This is a genomic window from Flavobacterium pasteuri, assembly GCF_048286615.1.
Lineage (GTDB): Bacteria > Bacteroidota > Bacteroidia > Flavobacteriales > Flavobacteriaceae > Flavobacterium.
Genome location: NZ_JBLVPN010000001.1, coordinates 37,479 through 52,996 on the forward strand (window position 1 = coordinate 37,479; position 15,518 = coordinate 52,996).

Consider the following 15,518-nt stretch of genomic DNA (forward strand, 5'->3'; position numbering starts at 1 on the left):
ATTCTACATTTATTTTTTAATATTATATGTTAAAAATTATGCAATAATAATAGAATATCACTATGCATGCATATAAAAAATACATTTATCACAAAAAAATTATTAATTTTTAGATATTTGATAAAAGTGATAAAACATAGGAAATTTAACGATTTTTTACGCTTTTCAAGTATTTAAAAAAGTAGTTGCCAAAAGAAACATGCTCAAAAAAAGCCTCGAAAGAAAATCTTTCGAGGCTTTTTTTAAAATATTATAATTTAAATCTGTTTTGAAAATTTATTCTACAGTTACAGATTTTGCTAAATTACGAGGTTGATCAACATTACAACCACGCATAACAGCAATATGATAAGACAAAAGCTGTAATGGAATTGTAGTAATCAATGGTGACAAAGCATCTGAAGTTTCAGGGATTTCAATAACATAATCAGCTAATTCACGCACTTGTGTATCACCTTTAGTTACTACAGCGATAATTTTTCCACTTCTCGACTTAATTTCCTGAATATTGCTTACAATTTTGTCATAGTGCCCCTGCTTTGGCGCAATGACAACCACGGGCATATGCTCATCAATTAATGCAATTGGTCCGTGTTTCATTTCTGCTGCAGGATATCCTTCGGCGTGAATATAAGATATCTCTTTAAGCTTCAAAGCACCTTCAAGAGCTACAGGAAAATTATACCCTCTTCCTAAATAAAGACAATTAGGAGCATCCTTAAAGACCGATGCAATTTCTTTTGCCTTTTCATTTGTTTCCAAAGCCTCTTTTACTTTTTCCGGAATAATTTCCAATTCTTGCAAATAAGTATGAAAATCGGTATTAGACAAAGTTCCTTTTGCTTTTGCTAAACGCAAAGCAATCATTGTCAATACTGTAATTTGTGTAGTAAAAGCTTTAGTCGATGCAACACCAATTTCAGGACCCGCATGTGTATAAGCTCCCGCATGTGTTTCTCTAGAAATAGAAGAACCCACTACGTTACAAACGCCAAATACAAATGCTCCTTGCTCTTTGGCAAGTTTTATTGCAGCCATAGTATCTGCTGTTTCTCCTGATTGCGAGATAGCAATAACTACGTCTTTACTATTTATGATTGGATTTCTATATCTAAACTCAGAAGCATATTCTACTTCTACCGAAATACGGGCAAACTCTTCAAAAACATACTCTGCCACTAAACCTGCATGCCATGAAGTTCCGCAAGCCACGATAATAATTCTATCAGCATTAAGGAATTTTTCTAAATTATCCTCAACTCCTGCCATTTGAATAATACCCTCATTAGCATGAAGTCTTCCGCGATAGGTGTCTTTTATAACACTTGGTTGTTCATAAATCTCTTTAAGCATAAAATGATCATAACCACCTTTTTCAATTTGCTCTAAGTTCATTTGAAGCTCCTGAATATAAGGATCAACTAAAGAATCATCTTTAATTTTTCTAATTTTCATAGCTTTATGTAATCTAATATTTGCCATTTCGCCATCTTCCAAATAGATTGCATTAGACGTATATTCTATAAAAGGTGAAGCATCCGAAGCAATAAAAAATTCTCCTTCACCTACACCAATAGCCAATGGACTTCCTAGTCTGGCAGCAACAATTTCGTCTGGGTTTTTTTTATCAAACACAGCGATTGCATAAGCTCCAACTACTTGATTCAAGGCGACCTGAACTGCTTTACCTAATTTTAAATTTTCTTTTTTTTGTACCTCTTCAATAAGATTCACCAACACCTCAGTATCAGTATCCGAATAAAAAACATACCCACGTTTTAATAATTCTTCTTTTAAAGGCGCATAATTTTCAATAATACCATTATGAATTATTGCCAAATCTCCTGAATTAGAAAGATGAGGATGAGAATTTACGTCGTTTGGAACACCGTGAGTAGCCCAACGTGTATGCCCTATTCCTATAGTTCCGTTTGTTGTAATTCCTGTAGCAGCTTTCGCCTCAAGATCCGAAACCTTCCCTTTTGTTTTACAAAGTTTTAGATTTTCACCATCATACAACATTACACCTGCACTATCATAGCCTCTATATTCAAGTCTCTTTAATCCTTTTATTACAATAGAATAAGCTTCTCTATAACCGATATATCCAACGATTCCACACATAATATTTTAATTAGGTTTTGTATAATAAATTTCAAGCTTCAATCTCTTATCATCAGGAACAGTGGATTTACCTCCAAATAAAATAGTCCCTAAAGGATTCATTACAGATGCTTTTGGCGCTCCAGAAATAAAAGTATTTGGAGTTTTTAACTTATGAGAAACTATTGTCGCAATATCTTCTGTGACTACCAATCCTAACTTAACATTGGTTGAATCTTTATATTTAACAAGATTCCTTATTTGATTTGTAACCCTAATTTTATATGTAACTCCTCTTTTGCTTGTAGCGTTTGTAATTATATTACCATCAAAAATAGTTTTTGATTTTTTTACATTAACACTATTTGTTGTTGCATCTGAATAATAATCAACAATAGGTCGGTTATTATTAAAATCATATAGATAGATTCTTTGTGGCTCATAAGTAGTAGCCATAGCAGCAGCATCAATATGAAAAACTAAATTAGCCTCATTAATTAACCATCCACTATTCCTGATGGCTTCTAATTCACCCGGAGTATTAAAAAGACTTATCACCGCCACAGATCCTTCACCACCTTTTAAATATAATTTGTCATCGCCTTCGGCTGTATTTCCAGTATTTGGCAAAGTATTATAGGCAAGTCCACTACCCGCAAAATCAGTATTCAACAAACTCACGGAATTTCCTGTCATGTCTAAAACTATAGTTTTTTTAACTCGTGTAATTGTAGTAACACCACTAGTTGTTGTTGACAAATCCTCATTATATTTTATAGTAATTTTTCCCGCCTTAAAATTTAACATTGCTAAATTTCCGGCGCTGCTTCCTGATTTTTCCATTTTAAAATAAAGTCCCCTGAAGTACTCTTTGAAAACATCATTTGTAGCCAACTTTCCAGCTCCAACAGCATCAATTATTTTTGTTTTAAAATAACCCTTATTCAAATTCAATTGCATTCCCGGAGGAGTTCTTGTAGTTGTAACTACTTTTGTAATTGAATCTGTTGTAGTAACTACATGTTCTGCTGGATCAAAGAAAAACTTATCGTTTTGAGCTAAACTAGAGTCGTCATTCAAACGATTTGGTTTTTTAACATTATCAAATTCAGCATTTTGATTTGTGAAATATTTTTGAGGCTGCAAAAAACCACCAATGGGATCTGCATCTCTCATATAATATCCAGACTCATAAACACTTAGTTTCATCTCAGCCTTATCAGGACCGTATATAGAATCTAACACATAATCATGACTACCATCAGTTTTTGTAACCGTTTTTGAAGCGTCATAATAATATGGAATTGTCAAAACTACACTTTCAATATAAGGCCTCGTACTTATTGTTGTAAGTGTTGTAGACAAAGTCAATTGTGTACCAAAATTCGCCGTTGTTTCACCAAAATTTGGATTGTTATATATTCCCAAAGGATTAACCACAAGATCATTTGATTGTATAGGACCCGTTTTTTGATTGTAAGCTAAAACATTGTACGTTTCTTTTTTGAGATCAAAATTGTTTTCGCCAATTAAATCACCTCCAATTTCATTATAATCTTTATCACAGGAATATAAAAAAACAACACTCGCAACTACCAGAATTTTCTTAAAAAAAGAATTATTGTACATATTTAATAAAAAAGTTTAATTTAAAGAACCTCGTTTCTATAGAAATTAGTATAAGCTTCCGCGAATGCATCTTTCGGTGCGAAAGGTAAAAAAGGTTTTCCTGAAGATTCTATAAATTTTGTTAAACTTGGAGATAGGTTTTCTGATGCTATAATCACCGCATCAGAATGTTTAATAGTAGCCTTAATTATGTTTTCATAGTCTGGAACTTCCAAATCTGAAATCGCATCATCAGGAACACCGTCAAATTTAACTTTATTAATCATTTCAACATCTAAAGTCCCATCAAAAGACTGACTGTAAACCGAAGTAACAATCTTTGTCTCTGAAAACAAGGCTTCATTTTTGTAAAAATGCTTCATGTAAATAGGCAACATCGCAGCCATCCATCCATGAACGTGAATAATATCAGGCACCCAATTTAGCTTTTTTACCGTTTCAACAACTCCTTTTGCAAAGAAAATGGCACGTTCATCATTATCAGGATACATCACACCTTCTTCATCAGCAAATGTGGCTTTCCTTTTAAAATACTCATCATTATCAATAAAGTAAACTTGTATTCTTTCTTTTGGTATAGAAGCCACTTTTATAATTAAGGGCATATCCAAGTCGTTTACTACCAAATTCATCCCCGAAAGTCTAATTACTTCGTGCAATTGATGTCTTCTCTCATTAATATTTCCATACCTTGGCATAAAAATTCTTATCTGCCCACCTTGATCATTAATCATTTTCGGCACGTCATAAGACATTAAAGAGACCTCATTTTCAGCGAGATAAGGCACCACTTCAGATGATACATATAATATCCTCTTATCTTTCATATTGTAATTTACTTAATTTATTGGCAATAAAAACCATGCAAAATTACAAAAATTTATGCAGTTATTAACTAAAATAGTAAGTTTGCATTTAATTTTAATAATACTGCCATGCATATTTTCTACGGAAAAGCATCTTTAATCGACTATTTGAAATCCATAAAAACCGTCCAATCCACTATTGGATTTGTTCCTACGATGGGCGCTTTACATCAAGGTCATTTGGCATTAATGCAAAAATCGCAACTAGAAAATGAAAATACTGTTGTGAGTATTTTTGTAAATCCAACACAATTTAATAATCCTGAAGATTTAGCGAAATACCCAAGAACATTAGACGAAGACGTAAAAAAACTTACAGCTTTAAATCCAAATATAATTCTATACGCCCCATCTGTTGACGACATTTATGATGGAAAACCCCTTTCTCAATCTTTCGATTTTGATGGTCTTGAAAATCAAATGGAAGGCAAATTCAGACCCGGACATTTTAATGGCGTAGGCACGATTGTAAAACGTCTTTTTGAAATAGTGGAACCAACAAATGCGTATTTTGGTGAAAAAGATTTTCAACAATTACAAATTGTCAAAAAAATGGTAGCCAAAAACCACTTAAAAGTGAACGTGATTGGTTGTCCTATTTACAGAGAATCCAATAATCTTGCCATGAGCTCCAGAAACGAACGCTTGTCAACAGAGGAAAGAAACGAAGCGGCAATTATTTATCAAACACTAACCGCGGTAAAAGAAAAATTTGCAACAAATAATACTACAAGTATTTCAGAATGGGTTCAAAAATCATTCAACAAGAACAAGCGCTTCACATTAGAATATTTTGTAATTGCTGATGAGGCAACACTTTTACCTTGTACCCGAAAAAATAAAAATAAAAAATACCGTGCCTTTATTGCGGTACTTGTCAATAATATTCGATTGATTGACACCATTTCATTAAATTAATTTACTTTTGTAGCATGCAAATTCAAGTCGTAAAATCAAAAATACACCGAGTAAAAGTAACTGGCGCCGATTTAAATTATATCGGTAGCATTACCATAGACGAAGCTTTACTGGAAGCCTCCAATATCATTGAAGGAGAAAGAGTATTCATTGTAAATATAAACAATGGAGAACGTTTTGACACCTACGCCATCAAAGGCGAAAAAAACTCAGGCATCATAACCTTAAATGGTCCAGCAGCCAGAAGAGTGCAAAAAGATGACATTATCATCATTATTTCTTATGCTACATTAGAATTTGAGGAAGCAAAAAGTTTTAAACCCTGGATTATTTTCCCTAACGAAAATGACAATTCTTTGACTTAATTCTTCAAAGAATAAATATGTACTGACTTACTTTTTTAAAAAAATAAATCCCTTATTTAAAAACTCAAAGTAAAAGTATTTAACTCCACAAAATACTGAATATCTGATTTACTTAACTCAAAATCAGATATCCAGTTGTTTTTTGTTTAGCGCATTTTTAAACTCAATAAATCCTATTTATTTTTCAAAAAAGCAAGTGCAATTCTGGCGCCTTAACTTTTCTTGTTTTTTAAATAAAAGTAAATAAAGTATTATATTGCTCTCTTATTTAGGTGTACTTTAATTTCTAAACGCTCCACATTATGAAACAACTACTACTATTTTTATTCTTCTCTATTACACTATTTTCACAAAAAACCACCATACCATTTGAATCAAACGCTTTGGGCGAAAGCCGTGAAATCACAATTGGACTTCCGCCTTCTTTCGAAAAAAACCCAAATAAAAAGTATCCGGTACTTATTTTACTCGATGGCGATTACTTATTTGACCCATTTTATGGCGCTTTGAATTATGGTGCCTATTGGGATGATTTACCAGAAATGATTGTCGTTGGCATAAGCCAAAACAAAAATAACGAACGCTTTGATGACAGCACTTATGATGAAGCGGATGGTGTTCCATCGGGAAAAGGCGCAAAATTCTTTGAGTTTATTGGTGCCGAGTTACTTCCTTATATCGAAAAAAAATACCCAGTTGCACCATTCCGAATCATTGCAGGACACGACACTACGGCGGGATTTTTAAACTTTTTTCTGTACAAAGACAATCCTATATTCAATGGATATATTTCATTAAGCCCGGAACTGGCTCCTGAAATGGAAAATATCATTCCAGAAAAACTTTCAAATATAAAACAACCTATTTTTTATTATCAATCCAATGGAGATGGCGATGTAAAAAAAATTCAAGAGTCTATAAAAAAACTAGACAAAAATATAAAACAGGTTACTAATCCTGAATTAAATTACAAGTTCGATAATTTTAAAGGCACATCGCACTATTCGCTTATACTATACTCGATTCCAAATGCCTTATACCAATTTTTTGATGCTTACAAACCCATCTCATCTACTGAATACAGCGAAAAAATTGCTGTTCTTCAATCCGGTTATGTGGATTATTTGACCAATAAATATACTGCTTTGTCCAAAAGTTTAGGTTTAAAAATACCTATTCGTGTCAACGATTTCAAAGCCATTGAAGCGGCAATTCTAAAAAACAAAGCCTATCCTGAATTGGATAAATTAGCTGAAATTGCCAATAAAAATTATCCAAAGTCAATGCTTGCCGATTATGAATTGGGTTTAATGTATGAAAAAATGGGCGACCCTAAGAAAGCGGCAAAACGCTATCAAAGTGCTTCTCAATTAGAGGAAATTGGCGACCTTACAAAAAACATGATGATGGAAAAATACGATGACATGACAAGCCAAACACCAAAAAAATAATGTCGAAAGTAAAAACAACTTTTTTTTGCCAAAACTGTGGCGCACAATATGCAAAATGGCAAGGACAATGCAATTCTTGTAAAGAATGGAATACCATTGCGGAAGAAATTATCCAAAAACAGGAAAAAACAGCTTGGAAGAGTGAATCAGCTGCAACAAGTAAAGCACCAAAACCTTTACGAATAGACGAAATTGATTCAGCTCAAGAAATCCGTATGGATACAACTGATGCAGAACTCAATCGCGTGCTGGGTGGTGGAATCGTTCCGGGTTCTTTGATTTTATTAGGTGGCGAACCTGGAATAGGAAAAAGTACGCTTTTGCTACAAATCTCTTTAAAATTACCTTATAAAACCTTGTATGTATCTGGCGAGGAAAGTCAGAAACAAATAAAAATGCGTGCCGAAAGAATCACGCCAAGCGGTGACAATTGCTATATTCTTACCGAAACCAAAACCCAAAATATCTTCAAGCAAATTGAAGCCATTGAACCGGAAATCGTGATTATCGATTCCATTCAAACTTTGCATACGGATTATATTGAATCTACTCCCGGCAGTATTTCTCAAATTAGAGAAACCACCGCCGAGTTGATCAAGTTTGCCAAAGAAACCAATATTCCCGTGATTCTGATTGGTCATATTACCAAAGATGGAAACATTGCAGGGCCAAAAATCCTGGAACACATGGTCGATACGGTTTTACAATTTGAAGGCGACAGAAATCACGTATACCGAATCTTACGTTCGTTAAAAAACCGTTTCGGTTCTACTGCCGAAATTGGTATTTATGAAATGCTTGGTAATGGCTTGCGAGAAGTTTCTAATCCATCGGAAATATTGATTTCACACAAAGACGAGGAATTATCCGGAACCGCGATTGCCTCAACATTAGAAGGTATGCGCCCGTTGATGATTGAAATCCAAGCCTTGGTAAGCACCGCAGTTTACGGAACACCGCAACGCAGCACGACAGGTTATAATGCGAAAAGACTCAATATGATTCTGGCTGTTTTAGAAAAAAGAGCTGGTTTCAGGCTTGGCGCCAAGGATGTTTTCCTGAACGTAACGGGAGGAATTTCAGTAGATGATCCGGCGATAGATTTAGCTGTTGTAGCCGCCATTTTATCCTCAAATGAAGATATTGCAGTCAATAAAGATTTTTGCTTTGCTGGCGAAGTGGGACTTTCTGGCGAAATACGTCCTGTAAACCGAGTGGATCAACGTATTCAGGAAGCTGAGAAATTAGGTTTTTCGACCATTTTTGTATCCAAATACAACAAAATTGCGTTGAAAAATACCGGAATCAAAATCAGATTGGTAGCCAAAATTGAAGATGTGGCGAGTGAATTGTTTGGGTAATAAAATAATTTGTTAAAAAGGTTGTGAATCAGTTTTTTGGAACTAACTTTGAATGACGTTTACAAAACCATCTACACTATGGAAACTATATCAATTTTTTTAACAAACGTTAAAACCACTTTGGACAATTTGGTATCTGGACTAACTTCTGAATTCTCAAATGAAAATTCATTAATTAGCAATGAAGTTATGGACATTATTGAAAATCCAAAAGACAAAAAGAAACTTGATGATGCCGTTGATTATTTATTAAACAACAAAAACATTAAAGAAAAGGAAGTTAAACTTTCAAACAAAACAATAACAATTTCATTAGGTTAAAATTGGATAATCTAGCATTAAACACTATATTCTATATACTAATATTTATATTTCCTGGGCTCTTGTTCAGGAAATTTTATTTTAGTGGTGATTTTACAAAACAATTTCAACAAGGTAACTTGATGGAAAGATTGCTTTGGACTTTATTTTTCAGTACCCTAATTATTACATTGAGTGTTCTGGGATTTATTTTTATAGAAACCTATACAAACATAAAAACACAAGAATATGTATCATATGAAAATGTGAAAAAATTATTCGAAACTTTATCTGCTAATAAATTACCTGAAAAGAGCGATGTTGACAAATATTTTTATAAAAACTATATCTATCTAATTTTAATAATATATTTTATTTCAATTTTTACAGGTTTTGTTTCTTATAAATTAATTCGTTTAACTAATATTGATGCATATATTCCCGCACTTAGATATAAAAATTATTGGCATTATCTAATTAGATCAAAAAAAATAAATGGTAAGAAAAACTCTAGCAATAAATATTTATATACAAATGCCGATGTTTTAATTGAGTGTAAAGACAAAACAGAACTTTATAGTGGTTATGTACAAAACTATTTTATTGACCCGTTAACAAACAGACTAAATTGTATAATATTAAAAGATGCTTATAAATTCATATCCATTTTAAATACTAGAAATCAAGATATTGAAACATCAATAGAAAATGAAGAAAACGTATATGAGAGACACAAAGTTTATTCCGATAAAGTTGTTTACAAAAAATATATCCCTGGAGATATTCTAACTCTTTTTGATGATAGAATAATAAACATTAATTTAACTTATGTTGAGCAAGTTTTAAATTTAAAAGAAAGAAGACAAGCACTCATAAACTCGCTTTATTATCTTATTTTAACAGTAATTGTACTTACACCTTGGATTATTCAACATGATTTAATTCTGACAATAAAAAGAAAAATCATAATAGGTTTAATTGGTTACCTTACCCTAATTTCAATTAGAAATTATTTATTAGAACTCTTGAATTTAATTGATAAACCTTTAGGTTTTAAGAATTTTATTTTAGGGGTAACTCTATTTAATATTCCTCTTTTGTGGTTTTTTAAAATTCTTAATGTTTGGTGGACACTTTTGATAATTTTTTTATTCTTTCTTTTTATGGTAATCATACTTAGTGATTCAAAGAAACGAGCAGAAAAAGAATAATATCATTGATCCGTTAATCCGAAAAATATTGTTTTAGATCCAATTAATGCTAAAATTGAAGATGTGGCGAGTGAGTTGTTTGGATGATTTTTAAAACAAAATAAAAAATGAAATCGTTTCCAGAACACTTACAAATCGTAAATACCTTTCATGAGCTTGGTGAAACCATTACTGCTGCCCAGTTTTTAATTGAAGAATACGGTTTAGAAAACCCCAATTTTAAAGGTTTTGAATTAAGAGAAAAAGCAAAGCCAGAGTTTATCCTAATGACCACTGAAGGCGCTCTTGGCGAACCTCAAATCATCCGAATTCCCGAAAATACATTCGAATATCCATTGGAATTAATGCTCAATCTTTTGGCGCATGAAATGATTCACGTGAGTCAAAAAACAAAGACAAACGTGATTGAAGACAAAAACGAAAGAGAATGGCAAGCGTATTACGAAATGCTTTTTCATATAAAATTTCCTCAAATTCCTGAGCTTTCTGATTTTCACAAACGCTTCTTTGCAAAAAAAGCATTGGAATACTACAATAGAATGGGCGAAGGTTCTGAGCTTCAATTAAAATATGCCAATCAAAAACTGAAAACTGACAATCTGATGTCTTTTCTGAATCCAAAAACAGAATAGCACCTTTCCTGTTTCCATGATTTCCTTATTTATTTCTTATTTTAAATAAAAAGAAAAAGCAGCAAAGTAATTCATTTTTTTTGTTAAATTTATGTTTATCAATACTTTACTAAAAAAATAATAAAGCCTTCACACCAAACTATGACTCATTTATACGAACACTTAGGCAAAGTGTTCTATTCTATTGCGGCCATAGACAAAACCATTCGTAAAGAAGAAATCAACAAACTGAAACAAATAATAAAGACCGAATGGCTTTTGGTTGAAAATAGTTTTAATGAATTTGGGACGACACTGCTTATGAAATTAAGATTGTTTTTGACTGGCTTGTCGCCAATGAATGAGATTTGGAACAAGTGTTTCCCGACTTTAAAATTTTCAGAGCAGAACATCAACACTTATTCACTCCGGAAATTAATGCCTTGATTCTAAAAACTGCCAACGTCATAGCTTATTCATTTTCAGTAAAAAATAAATCAAAAAACGTTTTAATAAGTCAACTAAGCGCGATTCTATTGCAATAAAACAGTAAAAAACAATCTTTTTTAATTTAAAACATCAAAGACATGAAAAGACAAACTGGCATTTGGATAGACTCCTCAAAAGCAATAATTGTTGCTCTTGATGGTGATACAGAAAAAATTACCGAAATAGATTCTGAGGTTGAAAACAGCGCACATCATAATGACGAAAGTAATAAAACTTTCTAAGGAGTTCATCATGGCAATAGCGACAGAAAATTTGACGACCGAAAAAAACAAGAGCTTGATTATTTTATAAAATCAGTGCTGTCTTATGTCAAAAAATCGGATGAACTTATTGTTTTTGGTCCGGCGCAAACCAAAACTAAATTGGAACAAAATTAATGACGGGTCATTTAATTGAACTCGGAAAGCTAAAAGCCGAAGAAACAGCTTATAAAATGACCTTAAACCAGATTGTGGAAAAAGTAAGACGCTTTTACAACCCTTTTGAATATAAAGAACCAAAACCCTAAAGCAAATTTAGCTGCTACACAATAATTTAAAAACTACAACGCTTTATGGTTGTAGTTATTTATTTAAAAAATCATTTTCCCCAATCAATATTCTAAAGAAAACTATAAAAATCTTTCCCTTAGTATTATTTTCCTTTTCTTTATGGCCGAGATTCCAAACGCATTGTATTTTAGATTGTATTACTTATTAAACTGTTTATGAAAACCGGAAAACAAAAATTAATTCTAGCAGCAAAAATACTTTTTGTATTGTTTGTCACTTTAATTATTGCTTTTTATATCTTTCGAGATGCCGTTTTACAACAAACAATAGCAAAAGTTTCGAATGAAATGGAAGTTGATTACAACAGCTCTTTTACCATAAAAAAAGCTTCTTTTGACGGATTATCGGGTTTGAATCTTACCGAAATAATACTGGTTCCAAAAAACAGAGACACGCTTTTTAAAATCCAAAAACTAAAAACCAGCGTCAATTTATGGCATCTCATAACGGGAGATGTTCAACTTGGAACTTTAGAAGTCCAGAACGGTTTTGTCCAGTTAGTAAAAAAAGGAAAACTGAGGAATTTTGATGCTTTTCTAAAAAAAGACAACCAAACGGAAATACGCGACGAGAAAAGAGATTACGCACAGTTTGCCTACAGAATAATCTCAAAAGCACTGAATTTAGTCCCTACGGATATGATTCTGGACAATCTTTCTTTTCGACTCAATGATAACGGAAAAAAAGCAACCATTAATTTCCAAAAACTGCGATTGGTCAACAAACAACTAGAAACATCTATTCAAGTTCAAACCAATACCATTTCACAACGGTGGAGAATCAAAGGGTTTGCTGATCCAAGAAACAAAAAAGCCGATATCCGTTTCGTTAATATTGATTCGGGTGCCATCCAAATGCCGTATTTAGACGAGCGTTTTAACCTGAAATCAAGCTTTGACTCTATTCGATTGAACATTCAAAACATTGATAAAGACGGTGACGAATTGCATATTGATGGCTTTATGGCTATTGCCAATTTAAAACTAAACCACCCGAAAATTGCCAGCAAAGATGTTATTCTTAAGAATGCAAAATTTGATTACCGATTCTTATTGGGTTCTGATTTTATTTCGATTGACAGCAGCTCAACAGTTCAGTTGAACAAGATAAAATTTCATCCCTACGTAGCCTATGAAACCGAAAAAGATACGATTTACAAACTCAAGGTTACTCTCCCAAAAATGAAAGCGCAGGACTTTATCACCTCGCTACCTGACGGTTTATTCACCCACTTTCAAGGAATGGAAGCGAGCGGTACTTTTGATTACAAATTGGATTTTGCCTTCAACCAAAACAAACCGAATCAACTGGTTTTTGACAGTAAATTGAAGAAAGAAAATCTGAAAATCACCAAATATGGCGAAGCGAATCTCAACAAACTCAATGGCGAATTTGTATATCATGCTCTTATAAAAAATGTGTTGCAGCGCCCTATTTTAGTTGGTTCTGCCAATCCAAATTATACGCCATTAGACCAAATTTCCCCGTATTTAAGAAAATCCGTTTTAACTACAGAAGATCCTTCTTTCTTTTCGCATCGTGGTTTCATCAGCGAAGCATTCAAACAATCCATAGTCAAAAACATAAGAACCAAAAAGTTTTCCCGTGGCGCCAGCACGATCAGCATGCAATTAGTAAAGAATGCTTTTCTGAGTCGGGAGAAAACCGTATCCCGCAAACTGGAGGAAATTTTATTGGTTTACATTCTGGAAAACAACCGAATTGTAAACAAGGAACGCATGCTCGAAGTATATTTTAATATTATCGAATGGGGTCCAAATGTATATGGAATTGGCGAGGCAAGTCAGTTTTATTTTCAAAAAACACCTTCGGAATTATCGCTGAACGAATGCTTGTATCTCGCCAGAATTATTCCAAGTCCTAAAAAATTCATGTACCAGTTCAACGATCAAGGGATGTTGAAAGATTTTGCAGTAAAACAAGAATCTTTTCTAACGAATATTATGTTTCGAAGAGGACTTTTGACTCCAGAAGACACTATTTACAAATCCTTACCCATACTAATTTCAGGACCTGCACGATCTTTTATCAAATTCAAAGTACAAGATTCAACGCAAATAAAAGTGGATTCTTTAGCCGTTGACGAGGAATTTGATCTTTAATTAAAAATAACCCTATCAGAGTTTTGAACTCTGATAGGGTTTATTACTTTACGGTGCCGGATCAGGAATCACAGCCTGTACTTCATCAATTGCTTTTAGAATTTCATCCGAAAGTGACACTTGAATCGTATCAATATTTTCTTTTAATTGTTCCAATGTTGTTGCGCCAATAATCGTGCTGGTTACAAACGGCTGTTGTTCTATAAATGCCAAAGACAATTCCGTTAAAGTCAGTCCATTTTTCTTGGCTATTTCCTGATACAATCTTGTAGCCTCGGTACTTTGTGCGCTGTTGTATCTGGAATACTGCGGAAACAACTTGATTCTGGCATTTGGATGATTTTCACCTGTTAGGAATTTACCGGACAAAACCCCAAAAGCCATTGGCGAATACGCCAATAAACCCACATTTTCTCTAAGGCAGACTTCGGCCGAACCGTTTTCAAATAGTCTGTTCAATAACGAATATGGATTTTGAATCGTTTTTACTCTTGGTAAATTGTTGTATTTGCTTTCCTCTAGAAAACGCATGATTCCCCATGGATTTTCATTTGAAAGTCCGATGTGGTTTATTTTTCCTTCTTTGATAAAACCGTCTAATGTTTCCAATACATTGTGAATGTTATCTTCCCAAGCATCATCCTGTACTTTGAAACCTCGTTGTCCAAAATAATTGGTTTTGCGTTCTGGCCAATGCAATTGGTACACATCAATATAATCCGTTTGTAAGCGTTGTAAACTATTATCCAATGCAAACTTGATGCTGGCTGGTGAGAAATCTAATTTCTCTCTCATGTAGCCAAAATTAGGATTGGGCCCGGCAATTTTAGAAGCCAAGACTATTTCTTCTCTTTTTCCTGATTTTTTGAACCAAGTTCCAATAATTTTTTCTGTACTTCCATAAGTTTCCTGACGCGCTGGAACCGAATACATTTCAGCAGTGTCAAAGAAATTGACTCCGTTTTCTAAAGCATAATCCATTTGAGCATGACCATCAGCTTCCGTGTTTTGTTGTCCAAAAGTCATGGTTCCAAGACAAATTTTGCTGACTTTTATATCAGTATTGGGTAAAGTAGTGTATTTCATTTTTAAGGAAATTGTATTTCATTTTTCGAAAACAAAGATAAAATTAGTTTGTGGTTTAAATTTACAGTTAACAGAAAATTGAGAAACGTTTACAGCATGTTAAAAACAATAACCGCTAATTCGCCAATCAAAACCTTCCATCGAAAGATGAAATTAGCAGATTTGCGATTAAGAAAAGGTTCTCTTTTTAACCATTAAGAAATTAAGCTTCATTAAGAATCAACGCTTAATTCTCTTAATTCCTTAATAATGAACCTTGTTGATTTTGGATATTTTTCGAAAAAAATTTTTTTTTTTAAAACCATTAAGAGATTAAGTTTCATTAAGAATCAACACTTAATTTTCTTAATTCCTAAATGGTGAAACTTGTTGATTTTGGATGCTTTCCAAAACATCTCGTAACCAGAAAACAGAAAGGCTCAAAGCATATACT

General features: G+C 33.0%; 14 protein-coding genes. 10 read left to right on the forward strand and 4 right to left on the reverse strand.

The annotated features are described in order from the left end of the window. Positions 1 to 276 precede the first annotated feature (276 nt). The 3 genes from glmS to ACNQF6_RS00155 are packed head-to-tail and all read right to left on the reverse strand — an operon-like array spanning position 277 to position 4,559. Entirely contained in the window at positions 277 to 2,124 is a 1,848-nt protein-coding gene (gene glmS / locus ACNQF6_RS00145) for a glutamine--fructose-6-phosphate transaminase (isomerizing) (RefSeq protein WP_417962134.1), read from the reverse strand. Between the two features lie 6 nt (positions 2,125 to 2,130). Beyond that, positions 2,131 to 3,732 carry a DUF4270 domain-containing protein gene (locus ACNQF6_RS00150; protein ID WP_417962136.1) on the reverse strand — a complete coding sequence of 534 codons (1,602 nt, stop codon included), beginning with the start codon at positions 3,730 to 3,732 and terminating at the stop codon, positions 2,131 to 2,133. Between the two features lie 20 nt (positions 3,733 to 3,752). Then, positions 3,753 to 4,559, reverse strand: a complete 807-nt coding sequence (locus ACNQF6_RS00155) for a glycogen/starch synthase (protein WP_282713314.1) — start codon at positions 4,557 to 4,559, stop codon at positions 3,753 to 3,755. Between the two features lie 108 nt (positions 4,560 to 4,667). On the opposite strand from ACNQF6_RS00155, the gene panC reads away from it, so the two are divergent. The 10 genes from panC (at position 4,668) to ACNQF6_RS00205 (ending at position 13,999) form a co-directional block, all read left to right on the forward strand. Next, positions 4,668 to 5,516 (forward strand): pantoate--beta-alanine ligase, encoded by an 849-nt coding sequence (gene panC / locus ACNQF6_RS00160; RefSeq protein ID WP_417962139.1) that lies wholly within the window; start codon positions 4,668 to 4,670, stop codon positions 5,514 to 5,516. Between the two features lie 14 nt (positions 5,517 to 5,530). Next, positions 5,531 to 5,881: an aspartate 1-decarboxylase gene (gene panD, locus ACNQF6_RS00165; protein ID WP_417962141.1), complete on the forward strand. Its 351-nt coding sequence runs from the start codon at positions 5,531 to 5,533 to the stop codon at positions 5,879 to 5,881. 302 nt (positions 5,882 to 6,183) lie between these two features. After that, the gene (locus ACNQF6_RS00170; RefSeq protein ID WP_417962143.1) at positions 6,184 to 7,332 is read left to right on the forward strand and encodes an alpha/beta hydrolase; all 1,149 of its coding nucleotides are present in this window, start codon (positions 6,184 to 6,186) and stop codon (positions 7,330 to 7,332) included. Beyond that, positions 7,332 to 8,693 carry a DNA repair protein RadA gene (gene radA, locus ACNQF6_RS00175; protein WP_417962145.1) on the forward strand — a complete coding sequence of 454 codons (1,362 nt, stop codon included), beginning with the start codon at positions 7,332 to 7,334 and terminating at the stop codon, positions 8,691 to 8,693. Before ACNQF6_RS00170 ends, radA begins: the two co-directional genes overlap by 1 nt. A 78-nt stretch (positions 8,694 to 8,771) precedes the next feature. Then, complete coding sequence (locus ACNQF6_RS00180; protein ID WP_417962147.1) at positions 8,772 to 9,014, forward strand: hypothetical protein; 243 nt, start codon at positions 8,772 to 8,774, stop codon at positions 9,012 to 9,014. Positions 9,015 to 9,016: 2 nt separating this feature from the next. Next, the gene (locus tag ACNQF6_RS00185) at positions 9,017 to 10,204 is read left to right on the forward strand and encodes a hypothetical protein (RefSeq protein ID WP_417962149.1); all 1,188 of its coding nucleotides are present in this window, start codon (positions 9,017 to 9,019) and stop codon (positions 10,202 to 10,204) included. A 107-nt stretch (positions 10,205 to 10,311) separates the two neighbouring features. Further along, on the forward strand, positions 10,312 to 10,836 hold the full coding sequence (locus ACNQF6_RS00190) for a hypothetical protein (RefSeq protein ID WP_417962151.1): 525 nt from the start codon (positions 10,312 to 10,314) through the stop codon (positions 10,834 to 10,836). Between the two features lie 141 nt (positions 10,837 to 10,977). Continuing rightward, positions 10,978 to 11,262: a hypothetical protein gene (locus ACNQF6_RS00195; protein WP_417962153.1), complete on the forward strand. Its 285-nt coding sequence runs from the start codon at positions 10,978 to 10,980 to the stop codon at positions 11,260 to 11,262. A 140-nt stretch (positions 11,263 to 11,402) separates the two neighbouring features. Further along, a complete protein-coding gene (locus ACNQF6_RS00200) occupies positions 11,403 to 11,546 on the forward strand; it encodes a hypothetical protein (protein WP_417962155.1) in 144 nt (47 codons plus the stop codon). A 485-nt stretch (positions 11,547 to 12,031) separates the two neighbouring features. After that, entirely contained in the window at positions 12,032 to 13,999 is a 1,968-nt protein-coding gene (locus tag ACNQF6_RS00205) for a transglycosylase domain-containing protein (RefSeq protein ID WP_417962157.1), read from the forward strand. 48 nt (positions 14,000 to 14,047) lie between these two features. On the opposite strand, the gene ACNQF6_RS00210 is transcribed toward ACNQF6_RS00205, so the two are convergent. After that, positions 14,048 to 15,085, reverse strand: a complete 1,038-nt coding sequence (locus tag ACNQF6_RS00210) for an aldo/keto reductase (RefSeq protein ID WP_417962159.1) — start codon at positions 15,083 to 15,085, stop codon at positions 14,048 to 14,050. Between the last annotated feature and the right edge of the window lie 433 nt (positions 15,086 to 15,518).